The sequence below is a fragment of the Marinobacter sp. es.042 genome (assembly GCF_900188315.1).
Classification (GTDB): domain Bacteria; phylum Pseudomonadota; class Gammaproteobacteria; order Pseudomonadales; family Oleiphilaceae; genus Marinobacter.
Genome location: NZ_LT897781.1, coordinates 2620481 through 2641436, shown reverse-complemented (window position 1 = coordinate 2641436; position 20956 = coordinate 2620481). Strand labels below are relative to the sequence as shown.

General features: G+C 57.3%; 20 protein-coding genes. 12 read left to right on the top strand and 8 right to left on the bottom strand.

The annotated features are described in order from the left end of the window. Nucleotides 1-226 precede the first annotated feature (226 nt). Entirely contained in the window at nucleotides 227-1510 is a 1284-nt protein-coding gene (locus CFB02_RS12420; protein ID WP_264753965.1) for an OmpP1/FadL family transporter, read from the top strand. 31 nt (nucleotides 1511-1541) lie between these two features. Here the strand turns inward: CFB02_RS12420 and CFB02_RS12415 are convergent, their stop codons facing one another. Both CFB02_RS12415 and polA read right to left on the bottom strand, forming a co-directional pair. Beyond that, the gene (locus CFB02_RS12415) at nucleotides 1542-1916 is read right to left on the bottom strand and encodes a hypothetical protein (protein ID WP_088558220.1); all 375 of its coding nucleotides are present in this window, start codon (nucleotides 1914-1916) and stop codon (nucleotides 1542-1544) included. Between the two features lie 234 nt (nucleotides 1917-2150). After that, nucleotides 2151-4883 (bottom strand): DNA polymerase I, encoded by a 2733-nt coding sequence (polA, locus tag CFB02_RS12410; protein ID WP_088558219.1) that lies wholly within the window; start codon nucleotides 4881-4883, stop codon nucleotides 2151-2153. A gap of 87 nt (nucleotides 4884-4970) precedes the next feature. Here polA and CFB02_RS12405 point away from each other — a divergent pair, with 87 nt between their 5' ends. After that, nucleotides 4971-5309, top strand: coding sequence for a DUF2782 domain-containing protein (locus tag CFB02_RS12405; RefSeq protein ID WP_008174197.1), 339 nt, complete (start codon nucleotides 4971-4973; stop codon nucleotides 5307-5309). Nucleotides 5310-5316: 7 nt separating this feature from the next. On the opposite strand, the gene CFB02_RS12400 is transcribed toward CFB02_RS12405, so the two are convergent. Then, nucleotides 5317-5700: a fibronectin type III domain-containing protein gene (locus CFB02_RS12400; protein ID WP_088559243.1), complete on the bottom strand. Its 384-nt coding sequence runs from the start codon at nucleotides 5698-5700 to the stop codon at nucleotides 5317-5319. Between the two features lie 279 nt (nucleotides 5701-5979). Between CFB02_RS12400 and CFB02_RS12395 the strand changes: the two genes are divergently transcribed. Further along, the gene (locus tag CFB02_RS12395; protein WP_088558218.1) at nucleotides 5980-6402 is read left to right on the top strand and encodes a hypothetical protein; all 423 of its coding nucleotides are present in this window, start codon (nucleotides 5980-5982) and stop codon (nucleotides 6400-6402) included. A gap of 94 nt (nucleotides 6403-6496) precedes the next feature. Here the strand turns inward: CFB02_RS12395 and CFB02_RS12390 are convergent, their stop codons facing one another. Together CFB02_RS12390 and pyrE are read right to left on the bottom strand one after the other, a co-directional pair. Next, a complete protein-coding gene (locus CFB02_RS12390; protein ID WP_088558217.1) occupies nucleotides 6497-7150 on the bottom strand; it encodes a DUF4124 domain-containing protein in 654 nt (217 codons plus the stop codon). Between the two features lie 3 nt (nucleotides 7151-7153). After that, the gene (pyrE, locus tag CFB02_RS12385; protein ID WP_008174208.1) at nucleotides 7154-7792 is read right to left on the bottom strand and encodes an orotate phosphoribosyltransferase; all 639 of its coding nucleotides are present in this window, start codon (nucleotides 7790-7792) and stop codon (nucleotides 7154-7156) included. Between the two features lie 81 nt (nucleotides 7793-7873). Between pyrE and CFB02_RS12380 the strand changes: the two genes are divergently transcribed. Next, on the top strand, nucleotides 7874-8680 hold the full coding sequence (locus CFB02_RS12380) for an exodeoxyribonuclease III (RefSeq protein WP_008174210.1): 807 nt from the start codon (nucleotides 7874-7876) through the stop codon (nucleotides 8678-8680). A 197-nt stretch (nucleotides 8681-8877) separates the two neighbouring features. Here CFB02_RS12380 and rph read toward each other — a convergent pair whose 3' ends face one another. Beyond that, entirely contained in the window at nucleotides 8878-9594 is a 717-nt protein-coding gene (rph, locus tag CFB02_RS12375; RefSeq protein WP_088558216.1) for a ribonuclease PH, read from the bottom strand. 168 nt (nucleotides 9595-9762) lie between these two features. Here rph and CFB02_RS12370 point away from each other — a divergent pair, with 168 nt between their 5' ends. Further along, a complete protein-coding gene (locus tag CFB02_RS12370) occupies nucleotides 9763-10629 on the top strand; it encodes a YicC/YloC family endoribonuclease (protein ID WP_088558215.1) in 867 nt (288 codons plus the stop codon). Nucleotides 10630-10650: 21 nt separating this feature from the next. On the opposite strand, the gene CFB02_RS12365 is transcribed toward CFB02_RS12370, so the two are convergent. Beyond that, nucleotides 10651-11472, bottom strand: a complete 822-nt coding sequence (locus tag CFB02_RS12365; RefSeq protein ID WP_088558214.1) for an RluA family pseudouridine synthase — start codon at nucleotides 11470-11472, stop codon at nucleotides 10651-10653. 148 nt (nucleotides 11473-11620) lie between these two features. Between CFB02_RS12365 and gmk the strand changes: the two genes are divergently transcribed. The 4 genes from gmk (at nucleotide 11621) to CFB02_RS12345 (ending at nucleotide 15332) form a co-directional block, all read left to right on the top strand. Next, nucleotides 11621-12253: a guanylate kinase gene (gene gmk, locus CFB02_RS12360; protein ID WP_088558213.1), complete on the top strand. Its 633-nt coding sequence runs from the start codon at nucleotides 11621-11623 to the stop codon at nucleotides 12251-12253. Nucleotides 12254-12339: 86 nt separating this feature from the next. Then, a complete protein-coding gene (rpoZ, locus tag CFB02_RS12355; RefSeq protein ID WP_008169593.1) occupies nucleotides 12340-12552 on the top strand; it encodes a DNA-directed RNA polymerase subunit omega in 213 nt (70 codons plus the stop codon). A 173-nt stretch (nucleotides 12553-12725) separates the two neighbouring features. Further along, nucleotides 12726-14867 carry a RelA/SpoT family protein gene (locus CFB02_RS12350; protein WP_088558212.1) on the top strand — a complete coding sequence of 714 codons (2142 nt, stop codon included), beginning with the start codon at nucleotides 12726-12728 and terminating at the stop codon, nucleotides 14865-14867. A gap of 78 nt (nucleotides 14868-14945) precedes the next feature. Further along, nucleotides 14946-15332 carry a RidA family protein gene (locus tag CFB02_RS12345; protein WP_008169589.1) on the top strand — a complete coding sequence of 129 codons (387 nt, stop codon included), beginning with the start codon at nucleotides 14946-14948 and terminating at the stop codon, nucleotides 15330-15332. A 61-nt stretch (nucleotides 15333-15393) separates the two neighbouring features. On the opposite strand, the gene CFB02_RS12340 is transcribed toward CFB02_RS12345, so the two are convergent. Beyond that, nucleotides 15394-16260 carry an NAD-dependent epimerase/dehydratase family protein gene (locus CFB02_RS12340; RefSeq protein WP_088558211.1) on the bottom strand — a complete coding sequence of 289 codons (867 nt, stop codon included), beginning with the start codon at nucleotides 16258-16260 and terminating at the stop codon, nucleotides 15394-15396. A gap of 76 nt (nucleotides 16261-16336) precedes the next feature. On the opposite strand from CFB02_RS12340, the gene CFB02_RS12335 reads away from it, so the two are divergent. The 3 genes from CFB02_RS12335 to CFB02_RS12325 all read left to right on the top strand — a co-directional run bounded on the left by CFB02_RS12335 (nucleotide 16337) and on the right by CFB02_RS12325 (nucleotide 20896). Then, a complete protein-coding gene (locus tag CFB02_RS12335; RefSeq protein ID WP_088558210.1) occupies nucleotides 16337-17296 on the top strand; it encodes a hydrogen peroxide-inducible genes activator in 960 nt (319 codons plus the stop codon). A gap of 8 nt (nucleotides 17297-17304) precedes the next feature. Further along, nucleotides 17305-19380 (top strand): ATP-dependent DNA helicase RecG, encoded by a 2076-nt coding sequence (gene recG / locus CFB02_RS12330; protein WP_088558209.1) that lies wholly within the window; start codon nucleotides 17305-17307, stop codon nucleotides 19378-19380. A gap of 151 nt (nucleotides 19381-19531) precedes the next feature. Next, a complete protein-coding gene (locus CFB02_RS12325; protein WP_088559242.1) occupies nucleotides 19532-20896 on the top strand; it encodes an HDOD domain-containing protein in 1365 nt (454 codons plus the stop codon). Nucleotides 20897-20956: the final 60 nt, after the last annotated feature.

Here is a 20956-nt window from a genome sequence, read left to right as displayed (position 1 = left end):
ATAAGACGTTGGTCGTAGAAAGTTAGGGCCCCGAACCGTTAGGGATGGCATTTGAGGCCAGTAAGGGGTGGTGCGTATACTCCGCGCGATTCGATAAGGAGATACCATGCACCACCGTTCCTCAACGCTTGCACGAGCTATACGTCTTACCACCCTCGCGGCGCTCGCCGCACCTGCCTCTACCCTGGCAGGCGGCTTCTCCCTCAATGAGCAGAGCGCCAGTGCGATGGGCACCGCTAACGCCGGTGCCGCCGCCAACCCCGAAAATGCGACCACGGTTCTTTTTAACCCCGCCGGTATGAGCCAGTTGTCGGGCACAAATATTTCGTTTGGTGCTGCGGTTCTGGATATTGACGCTGAGGCCAAGGAAAGTAGTATCCGGACCTCCAGAAACAATCCCTCGGTGCCTGTAAGCCCGGCCAGTAGCGGAGGGGATATTGCAGACCCTGCGGTGCTGCCGAATTTTTATCTAAGTCACGAAGTCAACGAGTCGATAGATGTCGGTTTTGGCATCCATGCGCCCTATGGTTTGGCGGCGGATTACGATAACGACTTTGCAGGGCGTTTTTTCGCTGACAAAACAGAGCTCACGGCGATTGCATTCACGCCCTCAATTTCTCTCAACAATGGCCAGGGCCTTTCAATGGGTGTTGGTTTGAATGTCCTATACGCGGAAGGACGCTTGAGCCGCTACCAGGACATCAGTGCTCAAGCAGGGACAGCGGCGCTTGCACTTGAGGAGCCTTATGCGGATGCAGAGGGTGACGATGTTGGCATGACGTTCCGTGTTGGCTTTCTTTATGAGCTGACCAGCGCTACTCAGATTGGCCTCACGCTTCAGACGGGTACGGAACTCGAGCTGGAGGGTGACCTGGAAATCTCTGGCATAACCAATCCGTCCAACCCGATGGGGCCGACGCTGTCCGCCTCAGAGAGTATCAAGGTGCCTCTGGCGATTCCTGAGAGCGCGACCCTGGGGCTTCTTCACAGCCTTACCGATAACGTGACTCTTCTGGCTGGAGCAACTTACGCTCGTTGGAGCCGATTCGAGGAGCTTGATATCGTCAGCACCGAAGCTGGTGGTGCCATTAGTGGTGCGCCGCAAGAGGGCGCCGTGATTTCTCATGTTACCGAACAATGGAAAAACAGCTGGCAGATCAACGCTGGTGCTATCTGGCAGGCTTCGCCTGAATGGGCGTTTAAAGCCGGATATGCCTGGGATGAGTCGCCCGTGAATCAGTATGTTACCGCCCGAATTCCCTCCAGTGATCGTCACTGGCTGACTCTCGGTGCCCAATGGGCTGACGCCCAAAGTGGCTGGACGGTTGACGTAGCGGTTGGAACGCTCTTGTTCACGGACGATCCACGAGTCAACGATCGGAATTACCAGCATGAAAACCCGAACGAGATCGCGCAACTGGCGCCAGGTGTTGAGGATCCAAGCCTTTACGCTGCCGAGTACGATCTGAGCGCCTGGAGCGCTGCGTTCGAGGTAAGCAAGTCCTTCTAAAATCTGGAGAATCTGGCCGGCTGCAGGCCGGTCAGCCAACCACCTGGCCACGATAGATGACTTTTTTCTTCCGTGGCGGGTCGATCTGTCCCTCCTCGTCCTGTTCCGTTGATGCGGGCGGAGCATCGGCAATGACCTGGCCTCTGTAGTTACGCTTGAGGCCGTCATCTTCTTCCTCGGGCTCAATATTGAGCTGTGGAACCCGTTCTTTAAGGGTCTCCCAGACACGGGTCAACTGAGTGGAGCGGGTTTTCCGCGCGTAATCGGCCAGTTGTTGTTCCAGATGCTCTTCCGTGAGGTGCAGTTTGACGCCGAATTCCGTGTGAATCAGGCGGCGGCACTGGTGAACCAGTTTCAGCACGCTGGGGTCCAGCAGCCAGCTACGTTCAGATGCCAGAGAAGTCATGGTATGAGCCTCGGAGATGAAATGTCACAACCTGGCGCAGCCCGGAGTGTCTGATGGGGCGTCGCCGACTCTGGAATCGTAGCGAATATCGTGCCGTAAAGGCGATAGAATTGGCCGGCCTTGGCGCCTCCGCGGCCTGGCGGCAAGCCGCGAAAGCTGAGGGCAGGTTCAGTGTTTGAAAGTATGAGCGTTTTCGGTGCGTGCAAGGGCGCCCATGCCCTGTTTTGGGGAGCGTCAGTGTGCTTCGTCCCAGTTGTCGCCGACGCCGGCTTCCACCAGCAGGGGAACGTCCAGCTCGGCCGCTGCCGACATGCGCTTCTCAAGTCCTGATCGGATCTTGTCGAGTGCCGATTCTTTGACCTCAAGAATCAGTTCATCATGAACCTGCATGGTCATGCGAGCTTCATCGGCGTGCTCCGTGAGCAGCCAGTTCTCCACATCCACCATGGCCCGCTTGATGATATCCGCCGCAGTACCCTGCATGGGGGCATTGATTGCGGTGCGCTCGGCTGCCTGCTGCAGCTGCTTGTTGCGGGCGTTGATCTCGGGTAGATAAAGCCGACGGCCGAACAGGGTTTCGACAAAACCATCGTCGTGGGCCTGTTTGCGGATGTTGTCCATGTATTTGAGAACGCCGGGGTAGCGTTCGAAATAACGGTCGATGTATTCCTGGGCGAGTTTGCGCTCAACGTCCAGTTGCCGGGACAGGCCAAAGGCTGACATCCCGTAGATCAGGCCGAAGTTGATGGCCTTGGCACTTCGGCGCTGGTTCGAGGACACGTTGTCCAGGCTGACGCCAAATACTTCCGATGCCGTTGCCTTGTGAATATCTTCGCCCTTCTCAAAGGCCTTTAGCAGGCCTTTGTCACCGGAGAGGTGGGCCATGATCCGCAGCTCGATCTGGGAGTAGTCGGCAGCAACGAGCTTGTATCCCTCGGGTGCGATAAAGGCCTGCCGTATACGGCGCCCCTGCTCGCTGCGAATAGGGATATTCTGAAGGTTGGGTTCCGACGAGGACAGTCGACCGGTAGCAGTGACAGCCTGATGGTAGGACGTGTGTACCCGGCCGGTACGATGGTGAATCAGCTCCGGCAGCGTGTCGGTGTAGGTCGACTTCAGCTTGCTCAGGCTTCGGTGCTCAAGAATCAGTCGCGGCAGTTCGTGTTCGTGGGCCAGTTCCTGTAGCACCGGCTCCGCTGTTGACGGCGCGCCCTTTGGGGTTTTCTTGATGATCGGCAGCCCCATCTTGTCGTAGAAGATCGCCTGCAGTTGCTTGGTGGAGCCCAGGTTGAAGGTTTCCCCGGCCACTTCATGGGCCTCTTTTTCCAGCTCCGCCATGCGCTCCGCCAGTTCCTGGCTGTGCTGGCGCAGAGTACTCGCGCTGATGAGGGTGCCACGCTGCTCCATTCGCGACAGTACAGGCACCAGGGGTAAATCGATATCTTCGTACACAGCGGCCAGTTTTCCGGTCTCTTTCAGCTTCGGTCGCAGGGTCTGGTGAAGGCGCAGGGTAATGTCCGCATCTTCGGCGGCGTAGGGCGCCGCTTTTTCGAGGTCAATCTGGTTGAAAGTGAGCTGTTTCGCGCCTTTCCCGGCAATGGACTCGAAGCTGATGGTCTTCTCGCCGAGGTAGTACATGGCGAGGCTGTCCATATCGTGCCGCGTGGCCACAGAGTTCAGAACGTAGGATTCCAGCATGGTGTCTTCGGCAATGCCCTCCAGGGTAATGCCGTGGTTGGCCAGTACGTTTTTGTCGTACTTCAGATTCTGGCCGACCTTTGCCAGGTCGGGGTTCTCCAGCAGTGGTTTAAGCTGGTCCAGCACCTGATCACGATCCAGCTGCTCGGGCGCGCCCATATAGTCGTGCCCCAGCGGGACATAGGCGGCTTCGCCCGGCTTTACGGCAAAGGAGACACCGACGATTTCGGCGTCCATGTAGCGAAGGCTGGTGGTCTCTGTGTCGAAGGCAAACAGCTCCGCCGCTCTCAGGCGCTCCAGCCACTGATCCAGTTCTTTCTGGTCGGTAATGATGCTGTAGACTTTGTTGCCGGTTTCCGGTTTGGGGTTCTCATCGCCGGCTCTGGCATTGCTGGAAGAGAAACTTTCGTCCTCTTCGAGTTCGGCGATCCAGCTTCGGAATTCATATTCCCTGAATAGCTCAAGCAATTGCTGGTCGTCCTGCTCCCGGAGTTTCAGGTCTTCCAGGCCGAAATCCAGTTCCACGTCAGTGCGGATGGTTGCCAGTTCACGGCTCAGGGGCAGGGTCTCCGTTGCGTCCCGCAGGTATTCACCGATCTTGCCTTTGATTTCGTCGGCGTGTTCGATGACGTTGTCCAGGTTGTTGTAGCTCTGAAGCCATTTGACCGCGGTTTTCGGTCCGCACTTGTTGACGCCGGGGATGTTGTCCACCTTATCGCCCACCAGGGCCAGGTAATCGACAATCTGCTCCGGAGTAACGCCGAATTTCTCTACCACGCCGTCCCGGTCCATCCGGGTCTCGGTCATGGTGTTAATCAGCGTAACGTGATCGCTGACCAGTTGCGCCATGTCCTTGTCGCCGGTGGATACCACCACATCGATGCCTTTGCTGGTTGCTTCGTTGGCGAGGGTGCCGATCACGTCGTCGGCCTCAACGCCTGTCACCGTTAGCAGCGGCAGCCCCATGGCCTTTACGATCTCGTGAATAGGCTCGATCTGGCAGGCGAGATCCTCCGGCATGGGAGGTCGGTTGGCCTTGTACTCTTCATAAAGATCATGCCGGAAGGTTTTGCCCTTGGCGTCGAACACCACCACCATCTTGGACCCGGGAAAATCCTGTTCCAGGCGGCGGAGCATGCTGATCACGCCCTTGATGGCTCCGGTCGGATGATCCTTGCTTGTGGTGAGTGGTGGAAGTGCATGATAAGCACGGAAAAGATAGGACGATCCGTCCACAAGAACCACAGGTGGTGTGTTTTTGCTGGTCATGTCAAAACAGGTCCGGAATCTGATTGAAGCGTGGGTTGGCTTATGCAACTCTGTACTGAAATCGATGGACGAAAGGGTATCACGAAAATGAAACGAATCGCCTGCCCGGCTTTGTTGCTCGCTTGTCTGCCTTTGGCCGCTCTGGCCCAGGAAGAAGGCGCTCTGGATGAGACGCCGGTGACAACTCCCGACGAGCCAGTGGTGATCTCGGATTACCAGCCTGCAAGCCAGGGCCCCGAGATTGTTATTCGCCCGGGTGAGCAGGAAGTGTTCTATGAATACCGGGTCAACGGACAGCTGATGGAAATCAAGGTTGTACCGGAAGTCGGACCGGAGTATTACCTGGTGCCAGCGGATGGCGGCGGTTGGATCCGGGAAACCGAGTCCGACATGTTGGTGCCTAGCTGGGTGATTTTCCGCTGGTAAGTGCCAATCAGATCAGATCGACGGCGACCGGCGTCGAGCGCCTGCTTTCCAAGCCTTCAATATCTACCGTGGTTATGGCGAACTCGTAAGCGCCTTGAGCCATCTGTTCCAGCGAAAGCCTGGTTGTAGATGGGTTGTCAATGCGGATTACCTTAAAGTCCTCCTGGTGCCTGAGGCGATAGTAAACCCTGAATTCCGCAATCTCTCCAGGTTTCAGTGAGGAGCCATCTTCACGTGTCAGCGGAGCTGTCCACCTTAGCTCTCTTGCCTCGGTTGCAGAATATCCGGATTCGCGGGAATCTTCCTGGCAGGCAGCAAGGAGGAAAGAGGCGGCAATCACTGGTAAAAGGAATGAGGAGAAATGCGGTTGTCGGGTTTTGCTGGTGGTCATGGTTACTCGCATACGGGCCTGATCGAGGCCTTTGTTGATTAAGCGTATGGAGCCTGAATAAAACGGGGAGACGGGCTTCTGTGACAGCTCGGCATTATGCCAGCCGGGTTTTCAGGATCAAGTGAATAATCCGTAAAAGCCCTTATTCGTTCACTTCCTGCTTTTAGTATGAACATTCTAATTTTAGAGCGTAACTTGGTTTGTGAGATTGAAGTAAGGCCCTCGTTGCACTGGTTTCGACAGGGCCTTGGAACTTTCAGGAAACCAAGGGGATTTATCATGGGTAAACTCAAGTCTTATCAGGAACAGCTCCAGGAAATCGTGGACAAGGGTATCAACGCCGCTGAAGAGCAGCAGAAGAAGCTGGCTTCCAAGCCGTTCGATTACGCCGAGAAGCTCGAGTCTGAAGCGCGCGAATACAGCGTAAAGACCCTGCGCAAGCGTTACAACGGCTACAGTGACAGCCTGTTCGATCAGCTGCGCAACCTGAACAGCCGTTTTGGTAGCTTTGCTGGTGACCTGGTTGCCAAGCTGGAAAAAGAAGCAGCCGAAGGTGCTGACGCAGTCGCAGAAGTCGCAGAAGACGTGTCTGACGCAGCGCAGGATGTGAAGAAATCTGTTGAGCCGAAGAAGCCGGCTGCACGCAAGACTACTGCGCGCAAGACCACTTCTACTGCCAAGAAGACGACTGCTTCCGCCTGAATTGCGGATAGCGTCTCACCGATTGGTGAGTGAAACGAAAAGGCCGCTGGGTAACACCAGCGGCCTTTTTTTGCCTTAGGATTTCAGAGAAGAATTAATTTTCGGCCTCGGTGTGATCGAGTGGCAGGGTCCGTGCCTCGCCGGTAACCTCTTCCAGGCGCTCAATGTCGGCCTCGAAGGCCTTGCGCAGTTCTTCGATTTCCTGGGTCTGTGAGGTGATTTCCCGCTCAATGTCCCGTATCTGGGATTCCAGTCGCCGGATTTTTTCCAGCGTGCCCTCTGGAATCTCGCGGCCGGCCCGTTCCATGTTGGCGGCACGGCTCTGTTCGTTATCCAACTGGCTGGATATCACCGAGATGTTGCCTCGCTTGAGCTGTATCAGGCCCTCAAGCTCTCGGATTTTCCGGTGCATGGCTCTCACGGCCTGATCAGGATGGCTGAAGCGTTTCAGCAGCGCCCGGTCTTGCTCGCGCTGTTCTGCGAGTTCCTTCTGGCGCTGTTTTTCCGCTTCCCGGGCCGCAATTTCTTCTTCGGTGGGTGCCGGCGGAATGGTGTCAATCACGCGGCCGTTGTCGTTCAGGATGTCATAGCCACGTTTGGTGGCCTCCTGAGGAATAGTGCTGCTGATTACGATCTGACCGTTCTCATCCGTGTAACGGTACATATTGGCGGCGGCCTGGGCAGAAAACCCCAGGGCAAGCGCCAGCGCCGTTGTTTTAACAGAAAGTGCGGTCAGACGATTGGCCATCAATCAGACTCCGTAACGATCCCGATAACTGGCTACCTTTTCGGCATGCCCGGCAAACTCCGGGTTGGCTTTAAGATAGTCCAAAACCTGCTCGAGACGAATAATGCTCACCACCGGAATACCGAATTCCTTTTCCACTTCCTGGATGGCAGACAGTTCGCCATTGCCTTTTTCCTGGCGATCCAGAGCAATCAGCACGCCTGCGGGTTCAGCCCCGGCGGCCCGGATGATATCGATGGATTCCCGGATCGCGGTACCGGCGGTGATCACATCATCGACAATCAGTACTTTGCCCTGCAACGGTGCGCCAACAATGTTGCCGCCCTCACCATGATCTTTCTTTTCCTTGCGATTAAACGCAAAGGGTTTGCTGTTACCGTCTGTAGCCAGCGCCATTGCTGTGACGGTGGCCAACGGAATGCCCTTATAGGCAGGGCCGAAAATAATGTCATAATCCAGCCCGCTGCGCGCGATCGCGGCGGCATAGGCCTTGCTTAACTGAAGCAGGTCGTCCCCGGTATTGAAAAGTCCAGCATTGAAAAAGTAGGGGCTGGTTCGGCCCGACTTGAGCGTGAACTCACCAAAGCGAAGTACATTCCGGCGGATGGCAAATTCGATAAATTTTTGCTGATAGTCGTGCATGACAAGGCTTCTGGCGGGTGTTGATCTTTAATTAGCTCGTAAAAACGGTATCATACACACAAACCGAATCAGGGAACACGTATGCGGGTAGTATCAATCAGCGTCAATGGCCTCGCCCAGGCTGTTGAAAAAGGTTTTTTCGACTGGCTGGCGGAGCAGGACGCTGACGTTGTCTGCGTTCAGGACCATCGCATGCGGGCCTACGAGATTGAGGACTATAACCTGATTCCGGAAGGTTACGAGGCCTACTTTATTGATGGCGAAAAGAATGAAGATGGCGGTGTCGGTATATACACCCGTCATTTCCCGAAGGCCATCATGTATGGATTTGCCAACGAACAGGCCGATCGGGAAGGCCGGTTCATTCAAGCCGATTTTGACAAGGTCTCGGTTGCCTGCGTCCTGGCGCCCTGTGCGCTGGGTCGCGAGGACGAGCTGATTGGCGAGGACGACCTGACGGTTCTCGACCACAAGGACGAATTCATGGAGTCCTTCGGTCTGCACATGCAAAAGACCCTTCGTAAGCGCCGTCAGTTCATCTTCTGCGCGAACTTGCAGACTGCCCATCACGTAACCGACGCCAGCCCGCTGTACCACAAGCTGGATTTCTCCGGTTTCCTGCCCCACGAGCGTGCCTGGCTGGATCGTCTGTTCGATGAGATGGGCTGCGTTGACGGCTTCCGCGAAATTAACAAGCAGAGCAACCAGTTCACCTGGTGGCCCGAGCAGGCCGAAGGCTCCCGCAAGAACGCCGGTATCCGGGTGGATTACCAGCTGCTGACACCGGGAATCCGCAAGACCATCGAAGATGGCTGGATCGACGACTCAACCCGCTTCTCTGATCACGCCCCGGTGATCATGGATTACGACATCGAAATCGGCTTCTAAGCCCTGAGGAAGGCGCCTTCGTGGCAACGCTTTCCCAGACACGCGACAAGCACATCCGTGTGCGCTTGAATCGGGCCATCCCTGGCCCTCAACAGTCTGGGAAAGCGTTGCCGCGCAGGCGCCCCGGGTTTGTGAGGTTTTTCGAACAGTAGCGTGTCCCGGAAAGGTTTCCCCCTCCGGACACGCGGGCGACAAACTTAATCAGCCAGCGCTGCCTTCTGAATCTCGAACAACTGCTCGATACCCTGTTTGGCCAGAGTCAGCATGCTGTCCAGTTCTTCCTGAACAAAAGGCGCACCTTCCGCCGTTCCCTGTATCTCAATGAAACCGCCCTGGTCCGTCATGATCACATTCATGTCGGTTTCGGCTTCGGAGTCTTCCGGGTAGTCCAGATCCACCACCGGGGTGCCTTTGTAAACACCGACTGAAAGCGCGGCGACCATCTGCTTGAGGGGGGATTTCTTCAGGCGCTTTTCAGCGACCAGGTGGTTCAGGGCATCAACCAATGCTACGCAGCCGCCGGTGATGGCCGCGGTGCGGGTGCCGCCGTCGGCCTGGATGACGTCGCAATCAATGGTGATGGAGTGTTCGCCGAGGGCGGTCAGATCTACCGCTGCACGCAGGGAGCGACCAATCAGGCGCTGGATTTCGACGGTCCGGCCACCCTGTTTGCCGCGGGCGGCTTCACGGCCCATTCGGCTGCCGGTAGAGCGGGGCAGCATGCCGTATTCGGCGGTGATCCAGCCCTTGCCTTCACCCCTCAGAAACGGGGGGACCTTGTTTTCGACGGAGGCAGTGCAGATGACTTTTGTGTCCCCGAATTCCACCAGCACGGAGCCTTCGGCGTGACGGGTGTAGTTGCGGGTGATTCGAACATCTCTGGGTTGCTCGGGCGTTCTGCCGCTTGGACGCATAGTGTTTCCTGAAGTCAGTTTTGAATGTCCGGGAGCAAGCCCCGGGCGAACGTTTGTCGAAAAGGGCGGTCAGTATATCACGTTGGGGTTGGCCTTTTGTCCGGTTCGCCGTTGCTGTTAAGAGCCTGTTAAACTTCATCGATACACCTCTATGGAAGCGGAGCTGACATGATTCGAAGTATGACTGCATTTACCCGCAAGGACGTCCAGGGAGACTGGGGAACGTTGACCTGTGAAATTCGGACTGTGAATCACCGGTATCTCGAACCCTCCTTCCGTCTGCCGGAAGCGTTCCGTGAGCTGGAGAACAGGTTCCGGGAGGAGCTGAGAAAGCAGCTGAAACGGGGCAAGGTGGATGTCTCCATGCGCTTGCAGTCGGCAGAGAAAGGCTCGCAAAGTTTCGAGATCAGCGAAGACATGGCCCAGGCGGTGAATGAGGCGGCCAACCATATCAACCGGATTCTGGATAATCCGGCCCACATCAATGCCCTGGACATACTCAGGTGGCCGGGCGTGCTGTCAGTGCCGGAACAGGATTATAGCCCTGCAAAAGAGGCTGCCGTCGGACTGTTCAAGCAAACCGTGGCCGAACTTGCATTGGTGCGCGAACGGGAAGGGGAGCGCCTGCGGCCACTGTTCGAAGATCGCTTGAAAACCATGGGTGACCTCGTTGCCGACGTCCGTAGGCGTATGCCGGAATTGCTCGAGGCGCAGGAGAAAGCGCTGCGAGAGCGGTTCGAAAAAGCCAAAGTGGAACTGGATGCCGAGCGGGTTGCCCAGGAGATGGTGATGCTGGCCCAGAAAAGCGATGTGGCCGAGGAGCTGGACCGGCTGGATGCCCATATCGATGAGGTGTCCGATACTCTGAAAAGCGAAGATGCCATCGGTCGGCGGCTGGATTTTCTCATGCAGGAGCTGAATCGAGAGGCCAACACCCTGAGCAGCAAGAGCATTGATGCCGGCGTTACCCGTACTGCAGTGGATCTCAAGGTTCTGATCGAGCAGATGCGAGAGCAGGTTCAGAATCTGGAATAAGTCGGATCTCTACGCCGGTGGTCAATTCAGTGTGAGGTCGCTCAGTTCCGCCGGCAGTTCGAACATCATCTTGCGCTTGTTCAAAGGGCAGTCGAATTCCAGGTAAAAGGCAAGGAGCTGCAGGGGTGCGCCGGCCGGTCGCCCGTAAAGGCGATCACCGATGATCGGATGGCCGAGGCCCGCCAGATGCCGGCGAATCTGGTGTTTCCGTCCGGTTTCGATACTGACTTCCACCAGCGAAGTTTCCCCGGTTTCGTCCAGCTCGAGCGTTGATACACGACTGATGGCCGCCTTGCCCTCGACGGGCGCATCAACGAGCTGCTCCCGAGCGTTCAAAAGGCCGGCCACTCGCGCCTTGTAGTGTTTGGTCATGGTCCTCCCCGAAAAACACTGGGAAAGGGCGCCGGCCGCTTTCGAATCATGGGCGATCAGCATCAGTCCGGCAGCGTCGGCGTCGAGCCTGTGGATCAGATAGCATGGTTGCTCAAGCTGGATTTCGGCCAGGCGAAGCAAGCTGCAATGGTCGCCCCACTGGGAGCCCTGGGCCAGAAGTCCATGAGGTTTGAACCAGACGGTGTAGCGCCCCGCATTCTCCAGGAGAATCGGCTTTCCCGGTTTCCTCTCAAGCACCTTCTCATCGTAGTAAAGCTGTAATCGGATACCCGGTTTTAACTCCTTTGTGGCACGGCGTAGCCGGAGGCGTTTGCCTTTGTGAGTCCACCAGCAGGCGCCTTTGGTCATGGCGTCCTTGATTTTCTGACGCGAAAGCCCGGGGGCCGCCTCGCTCAGGGCGTCGATGGCTTTGCCTGGCTGCTTCACGGTGATGTCGATGGTGGTTCGCATGGGTTCTTGCAGTCGCTGAACAGTGGATAGGCAAATGGTATCAGCTGACGCCCTCGTGGGGTGCGGTGTTTTGCCAAAGTCCGTATAATTCCGTGCTTTACTGGCCGGAATACGCGGCCGCCGTGTCCAGGTTTGGAGTTCTCGGGTTATGAGTCAGGCAGTTGAGCAGGGTACTCTGTACGTTATTTCCGCGCCATCCGGTGCCGGCAAGACCAGCCTTGTGGCGGAAATGCTCCGCAACGACGAGAAGCTCGGTGTTTCCGTCTCGCACACGACCCGCTCAGTGCGGGAGGGCGAACAGAACGGGGTGAACTATCACTTTGTCAGCCGGACCGTGTTCGAGGCGATGATTGGCGAGGGCGACTTTCTGGAGCACGCCGATGTCTTCGGCAATTACTACGGCACTTCCCAGGCATGGGTTCGGGAAACTCTGGCAACAGGCCAGGATGTGATCCTGGAGATCGACTGGCAGGGTGCCGCACAGGTGCGACGGCTTATTCCCGAGTGTGTCAGTATTTTCATCGTGCCACCGTCGCCGGAAGTGCTGCGCGAGCGACTGGTCGGGCGTGGCACCGATGCGCCGGAGGTCGTGGAGCGGCGCCTGGCCGAGGCTGAAGAAGAGTGCCGTCACGCAGTGGAGTTCGACTTTCTGGTGGTCAATGACGACTTCGGAGCCGCCCTCGGAGATCTGCTCGCGATTGTCCGGGCCCAGCGCCTTCGCATGGAAGTGCAGCAGCCAAGGCATCGAGCGTTGCTGGCGGGATTGTCCGGCCCGTCGTGATACGGGGTTTTCCTGTATACAAATTGAACCGGCCACAGTAAACTGTGCGGTCTGCTGAAACAGTCATTTTATGAGTCGGGGAAGTTATGGCACGAGTTACCGTTGAAGATTGTCTGGAAAACGTTGATAACCGCTTCCAGCTGGTAATGCTGGCAACCAAGCGTGCCCGTCAGCTCGCTACCAAGGGTGCCGAGCCGATGGTGGCTGAAGAAAATGATAAGCCCACGGTTATCGCTCTGCGCGAAATTGCCGAAGGCAAGATTACTCGTGATCTCCTCAAGGAAGAAGACGACGAGTGACCCAGCTGCGGACCCGGGTATATAAGTACCTGTCCGCAAGCGAGAAGCATTGAAATCTGTCCCCGCGGTTTTATAGTGTAGCTATGGAACGTTGCTGGAAGGACTCTGGAAGGACCCGGATGCGTGCATTCGGGTTTTTTTGTCCCTGAATTTCATGAAGTCGTGGAGGCGCGGTGTCGGCAGAGGCTACGGTTGAAGGACTGGCTCAAGAGCTAAGTTCCTATCTTGATACCACTCGCATCAATCAGGTGCGACGCGCCTATTATTATGCCGAGCAGGCCCACGAGGGCCAGATGCGTAAAAGCGGCGACCGGTACATTACTCATCCCCTGGCTGTCGCCCATATTCTCGCCGATCTCCGGCTGGACCATCAGAGCCTGATGGCGGCGATGCTTCACGATGTGATCGAAGACACCGGCATTCCCAAGGATGCCCTGGCGGAGCAGTTTGGCGACGATGTTGCGGAGCTGGTGGATGGGGTCAGCAAGCTTACCCAGATCGAATTCCGGTCCCGGGCGGAAGCCCAGGCTGAAAACTTCCAGAAGATGACTCTGGCCATGGCCAGAGATATTCGGGTCATTCTGGTGAAGTTGGCGGACCGCCTCCACAATATGCGCACCCTTGGCCCCATGCCCTATGAGAAGCGGCAGCGCATTGCCACCGAGACCCTCGATATCTACGCCCCCATAGCGAACCGCCTGGGCATGCACTCGATCTGCACCGAACTCGAGGATCTGGGGTTCACTTCCCTGTATCCGATGCGTTCGAAGTACATTTCAAAAGCGGTGGACAAGCTCAGGGGCAGCCACCGCGAAATCATCGAGGATATTCGTGGCAAATTGCAGGAAAAGCTTGAAGAGCGCGGCCTGCCGGGGCGGATTCTGGGTCGGGAAAAGCACCTGAACAGCATCTACAACAAGATGAAGTTCAAGCAGAAATCCTTCCATGAAATCATGGATGTTTACGCGTTCCGGATCATCACCGATACCGAAGACGACTGCTATCGGATCCTTGGCGCCGTACACAGCCTCTACAAACCCCTCCCGGGCCGCTTCAAGGATTACATAGCCATGCCCAAGGCCAATGGCTATCAGTCCATCCACACCACTCTGTTCGGGATGCATGTGAACATCGAGATCCAGATCCGTACCGAGGAGATGGAGCATATCGCCAATAACGGGATTGCGGCGCACTGGATGTACAAGAATGAGCCCAGCAGCGTGACCAGCGCCAATCAGGCCCGGGTCGACCGCTGGGTGAAGGGGCTAATGGAAATGCGGGAACGGGCCGATGACTCGATGGAGTTTATCGAGCATGTGAAGGTAGACCTGTTCCCGGACGAGATATACGTTTTCACCCCGAAAGGCCGCATCATGGAGTTGCCAAGCGGGGCAACGCCGGTGGACTTTGCCTATGCCATCCACACGGACATCGGCAACGCCACTGTAGCCTGTCGAATCAACCGCAACCTGGGTTCCCTCAGCCAGCCTCTGCAAAGTGGCCAGACCGTGGAAATCATCACTGCGCCCGGCGCCCGGCCCAACCCGGCCTGGCTCAGTTTCGTGGTGACCGGCAAGGCCCGGAGCAGCATCCGGCACGTGCTCAAGAGCCAGAAGCGCGCGGAATCGCTGGAGCTCGGTCGCACCCTGCTGAAGAAATCCCTGAAGGGGTTTGGTGCGAAATTGTCCGAAATCAGCGAAGCCCAGAAGCAAGCGGTGGTGAACCACAATCAGGTGAACAGTTTTGATGATCTGATCAGTGACATCGGGCTCGGCAACCGGATGGCCTATCTGGTGGCTCGTCAGCTCGCGAGCGGCTCAGAGGTCGCCGAAGCCATTGAAGCCCCCAGGGATATAGAGGGTGGCAATCACAGCCCGGTGACCATTCGTGGCACGGAAGGCCTTCTGGTCCGGTTCGCCAGCTGTTGCAAGCCGATTCCGGGAGACCCGGTGGTTGGGGTGATGGATTCCGGCAAAGGTATGGTGATTCATTCCGATACCTGTTCCCGGTTGCCCGAGGACGATGAGGGGCGGGCTCGCCTCACGCATCTTAAATGGGCCAAGGACATTACCGACGAATTTTCCGTGGAGCTCCGGGTAGAGCTGGAGCGCCAGCGCGGTGTGATTGCCGAGATGGCCAATGCGGTTGCCATGGCGGACGGCAACATCGAGCGCATTAACGTGGAAGAGCAGAACGCCCGCTTTGGCGTTGTCAGTCTGGTGGTACACGTTAATGGTCGCCGGCACCTGGCCCGGGTGATGCGCCGGATCCGCAACATTCGTGCGATTACCCACATCAGCCGTGTGCGGCACTGACCCCGACCAAAGCCCGGTTGACAGGCGCGCCACGCAAGGGCGAGGATTGGCGTTTTGAAAGAGAGGAAACCAAGGGTCATGACCAACAAATCCGTAATTCAGACCGAGAATGCGCCCCAGGCGATCGGCACATACTCCCAGGCGGTAAAGGCAGGGGATACCGTGTACCTGTCTGGCCAGATTCCGCTGGTGCCGGAAACCATGGAAGTGGTCGCAGGCGATTTCTCTGCCAAGACCCGGCAGGTATTCGATAACCTCAAGGCTGTTTGCGAGGCCGCCGGTGGCGAGCTGAAGGACATTGTGAAACTGAACATCTACATGACGGACCTGGCCAATTTCGCCACGGTCAACGAGATCATGGCCACCTATTTCCAGGAGCCGTATCCGGCCCGAGCGGCGGTAGGTGTCGCAGCGCTGCCCAAGGGAGTGCCCATTGAAATGGAAGCGGTGATGGTGCTCAGCTAAGACCTGAAAACACCGGCATTGATAAAAGGCGGCCTTGGCCGCCTTTTTTAATGCCGGAGGCTTATCCCTGGTCAATCATGGCGCGGTAGCCGGCACGGAAATCCGGATAGCGGAACTGGAAGCCGGTGCCCAGCAGTCGCTTGTTGCTGCAGCGTTTGCTCCCGGCCCGGCCGCCTTTCCGGGCATCGGGCTGCGGATCGGCGCAGGGCGTTTGCTGCCGCACCCAATCTACTACCTCATCAAGTCTTACCGGCTCGCAATCGCTGGCAAGATAGCAGGTCTCGAGTGACGCCCCCGAAAGTGCCAGCTTCACAAGGTGGGCAGCCGCCTCCGCTGCATCCTCCTCGTGAATCCGGTTACTGAATGGTGCTGGCTTCGCCGGATTCATGCGCCCCTCCCGGACCTCCTCGAGAAAACGCCGCCGTGAAGGTCCGTAAATGCCGCTGTACCGAATGATTGTCGCTGGATGGCCGCTTTCCAATGCGGTCTGTTCACCGGCGAGGACCTGCTCTCCGCTGAACCGGGCCGGTTTTGTGGGGCTGGATTCATCCACCCAGCTGTCGTCATCCTGTGAATAGACACTGCTGCTGCTCACAAAGAACAGGTGCTTCAGAGACTGACTGCCGAGGGCCGCCAACAAATTTTCCAGGCCAGTCACATAGGCATCGCGATAGCCCTGTTGGTCGTAGCTGGAGGGCGTCAGGCAATAGAGGATGATATCGAGGTCAGCAGGAAGTCTGCGGGCCAGGGTCTCAGACCTGGTCAGATCGGCGCCAATGCCCTGAACGCCCTCGGGAACACGCCCGGGATTTCGCCGCAGGCCAAACACGGTGGCCGAGGTTGTCAGCCGACTGGCAATGGCGCCACCGAGTTTGCCGCAACCGGCAACGAGAATTCGGGGCGCCTTACGACTTTCAGTGATTGCCATAGACAATTTCAATCCTTATGCTTTACCTCATAAATTCGTGAAACTTCGACCCGCATCTATCTGACCGGAGCTCACCATGACTCTCACCGAGTTACGATACGTCGTTACGCTGGCCCGCGAAAGGCATTTTGGCCGGGCTGCAGAGCGTTGCCATGTCAGCCAGCCAACGCTCAGTGTTGCTGTGAAAAAGCTGGAAGACGAGCTCGGTATCCCTCTATTCGAGCGAAGCAAAAGCAGCATCCGCGTGACCGAAACCGGTCTGCGCATTATCGAGCAGGCCCAGCGGGTGCTCGATCAGGTCGGCCTGATCAAGGACATGGCGCAGGATGGCAAGAACCAGCTCAATTCGCCTCTGAAGGTCGGTGCGATCTACACCATCGGGCCCTATCTGTTCCCGCACTTGCTCCCGGAATTGAGGCGTGCGGCCCCGGAAATGCCGCTCTATATCGAAGAGAACTATACCGCCAACCTGAGGCAGAAACTCCGGCAGTCTGAGCTGGATGCCATTATTATTGCCCTGCCGTTCGAGGAGCCGGAAGTGGTTACCCTGCCGCTCTATGACGAACCGTTCGTAGTGTTGCTGCCCGCCGGACATCCGCTGGCCAGGAAGGAGCAGTTGACTGCCGACGAGCTGGCCAAGGAGCAATTGCTATTGCTCGGGCCCGGACACTGTTTCCGGGATCAGGTTCTGGAATCCTGCCCACCCCTGGTAGAGGCCGTAACACACCGGGCAAACAACGGCTCACCGGCGCTGGTGACCGAAGGCAGTTCCCTGGAAACCATTCGCCATATGGTCGCTTCCGGCCTGGGCATTACGGTGTTACCGCTCTCGGCCGCCACCGCCATGCAGTACCACGAGGACATTCTGGCCGTTCGACCGTTTGCGTCCCCGGTGCCGTTCCGCACGGTGGCTCTGGCCTGGCGGGTTACGTTCCCGCGGCCCAAGGCTATTGATGTGCTCTCCCTGGCTGCCAGCCAGTGCCGGGTAATCGAAAAGGCGAAAACAGACACACCGGTTGTGGCCGAAAGCGCCTGAGCCTGACTATGACGTCACTGGATGACATACCGGTCACCCAGCTCAAGGGCGTAGGAAACGCCCTGGCAGAAAAGCTCGCCAAGCTGGGTATTACCTCCCTGCAGGACCTGCTGTTTCACCTGCCTCACCGATACGAAGACAGAACCCGGGTAATACCCATGGGAAGTCTTCGCATCGGTGATGTGGCCGTGGTGGAAGGGGAGGTTATGAAAGCAGACCTGATCATGGGTCGCAGGCGCAGTTTGCAAGTAACTCTCCGGGATAACAGCGGGTTTCTGGTGATGCGCTTTTTTCATTTCAACGCGGCCCAGAAAAACCAGTTGAGCGAGGGCGCCAGGGTTCGCTGCTTTGGCGAAGTCCGGCCCGGGCGCGCAGGTTATGAGTTCTACCACCCGGAGTACCAGATCAATCCGCCGCCCATGCCTGCGGAAGGTGAGGCGACCCTGACCCCGGTTTACCCGCTGACAGAGGGCATCCAGCAGCCTCGCGTCCGCTCGCTCTGCCAGCAGGCTCTGGGCTATCTTGACCGGTTTCCGATCCGTGACTGGTTGCCCGGGAACCTGCTGGCCGAGTATCAGCTGCCCGCAATCACCGAAGCCGTCCAGCTGGTGCATTCCCCGCCAGCCAGCGCGCCGGTCAACCTGCTTATGGAAGGACGCCATCCGGCGCAACAGCGCCTGGTGATGGAAGAACTGCTGGCCCACCAGCTGAGCTTGCTCCAGGTACGTGAACAGATTCAGGCCCGTGAAGCGCTCCCGCTCCTGCCCACGGGAGATTTGCCCGAGCGTTTCCTGGATTCCCTGCCCTTTGCACTCACCGGTGCCCAGCGTCATGTACTGGCCGACATCCGTCAGGACCTGAGCCAGCCACTGCCGATGCTCCGGCTTGTTCAGGGCGATGTTGGCTCGGGCAAGACCGTCGTAGCGGCATTGGCGGCTTTGCAGGCTATTGGCGCCGGTGCACAAGTAGCCCTGATGGCGCCCACCGAAATCCTTGCCGAACAGCATTTTCAGAATTTCCGGGCATGGCTGGAGCCTTTGGGCATCCGTCTCGCGTGGCTATCCGGTAAGGTAAAGGGAAAGGCCCGGGCCGAAACGCTGGAAGCGGTCCAGTCAGGGGATGCCGCCGTGGTGATCGGCACCCATGCCCTGTTTCAGGACGATGTCAGGTTCCACCGTCTTGCCCTGGTGATCGTCGATGAACAGCATCGTTTTGGTGTCCACCAGAGGCTCGCCTTGCGGGAAAAGGGTGTCGGTGGCTCACTGGCACCTCACCAGTTGATTATGACCGCAACACCCATTCCCCGTACGCTTGCCATGAGCGCCTATGCCGATCTCGATACCTCGGTGATTGATGAGCTGCCTCCAGGACGGAAGCCGATCGAAACCATCGTGATTCCCGACAGCCGCAGGGAAGACGTGATTGAGCGGGTTCGGGGCGCCTGCCGGGAAGGTCGACAGGCCTATTGGGTCTGCACCCTGATCTCGGAATCCGAGGCTCTGCAGTGTCAAGCTGCGGAGGTGACTGCCCAGGAGCTTGCCGAGCGATTGCCGGATCTGAAAGTGGGGCTGGTGCATGGCCGGCTCAAGGCTCAGGAAAAGGCGGCGGTGATGGAGCAGTTCAAAGTTGGCGAGCTGGACCTGCTGGTGGCAACAACGGTCATTGAAGTGGGCGTTGACGTACCCAATGCCTCGCTGATCATCATTGAGAACCCTGAGCGCCTGGGCCTGGCCCAGTTGCATCAGCTTCGCGGTCGGGTTGGCCGGGGGGAGCAGGCGAGCTTTTGTGTGTTGATGTATCACCCGCCCCTGTCTGCCAATGGCAAGGCCCGCCTGCAGGCACTCAGGGACAGCCAGGATGGCTTCTTTATTGCCGAGAAAGACCTGGAGATTCGTGGGCCGGGCGAAGTCTTGGGTACCCGGCAAACCGGTATGATGCAGTTTCGTCTGGCGGACTTCGAACGCGACAAGGGCTGGATTGAGCCGGTTCGAAAAATGGCGCCGGGCCTGATGCTCCATCCGGAAGTTGTCCGGGCTCTGGTTCGCCGATGGCTCGGCGACCGGACGCGCTATGGCGACGTGTGAAGGCGTCCAATGAGCCTTCGAAAGCGTATGAGAGCGCTTTGGAAATAGAGTTCAGTCAACGTCAGGGCCCTTTCTTTGCCCTATACTGAACTTAATGTGATTTTCTCACTCGGATTATCCGATGGAAAACAGCAATATTCGGGAGAACTTTATGGAATTACCTGTCGCAGTTCAGCAGGCTCTGGGTGAGACCGCAGCGGGCGTATCCTTGAGGGATGTTAGCACCGCCAGCCGAAAAGAACTGTTACGCATGGTCCTGCTGACTGATGAGCAAGGAAACCTGCAGGTGATTTGTCGCAAGGACGATCTGATTGATTTAGAACAGATGAACAAGGAACTGGGGCGTGATCTGCGTCTGATGAAGCGCCGGGAGCAAGTGCGGGTGAGAGAGCGGGCCGGCCTCAAAGCGCTCCCGGCACTGCCGTCATTGACCGGCTGGCCAACGCTTGTTGATGAGCGTGTGGACCAACTTTCTGCGGTTGCTTTGGAGCTTGGCGAGCAAAATCTGGCGATGGTAATGCCCGCAGAGGACTTCCAGGCTCTGACAGCCAACGCCGATCGACACTCTCTTGCGGTCGCCCTGGAATCTATTTCGGTTAATTATGATGACCACGACAGAGATCGGGATCAATTCCATTCGGCCATCAAAAAATTCACCGGTTTAAGAATACAACAGCGACTTGAAGATACGCTTGAGTTACCACCTCTGCCTGAAACCGCGCAGAGAATCATCCATTTACGAGTAAACCCCAATGCTGTGATGGGGGACCTCGTCGATATCGTCGAGAGCGATCCAAGCTTGGCCGCGCAGGTAGTCAGCTGGGCGTCATCTTCGTTCTATGCCGCCGCCGGTCAGGTAAAGTCAGTGCATGATGCGGTGTCCCGAGTTCTCGGATTCGACCTTGTCATGAACCTGGCCATGGGCCTTTCGTTGGGGCGGGCATTAAAGCAGCCTCAGGATCATCCCGAAGGTTATGTGGATTACTGGCAGCAGGCTATCTGGCAAGCCCAGTCCGCCGGTATTTTGGCCAGCATGATGCCCCGCGGAGAGCGTCCTGTCTTTGGTCTAGCCTATCTGGGAGGGCTTCTACATAACTTTGGCCACCTGGTTTTGGCGCAAGTGTTTCCGCCACATTTCAAGCTGGTATGCCGTTCGCTTGAAGTGAATCCTGATATCGATTCTTCCGTTACTGAACACTATTTGCTTGGAATTACACGAGAACAGATTGCAGCCCAACTCATGGAAAACTGGGGCATGCCCGACGAGGTCACACTGGCAATCCGTTATCAAAAGAATCGCTTTTACAGTGGATCGAACAGCGTGTACGCCCGTTTGCTCTGGCTCGGCCGGCAGTTGCTAACGGCGCGAGGTGTAGCTCTCGGCGCTGGTGAAGAGATTGATCAGTCAGTCTTCGACGAGTTGGGGCTGAATCGGGAACAGGTTGAAGAGCAGTTCGACGAGCTGGTGAACAGCAAGGACAGCGTTATGGCCATAGCCGGCATGATGAGACAGTAAGGTCAGCACTCCCATATTTTGACTCAAAAAAAGCCGGCCCCGAGGCCGGCAAGCTCACCC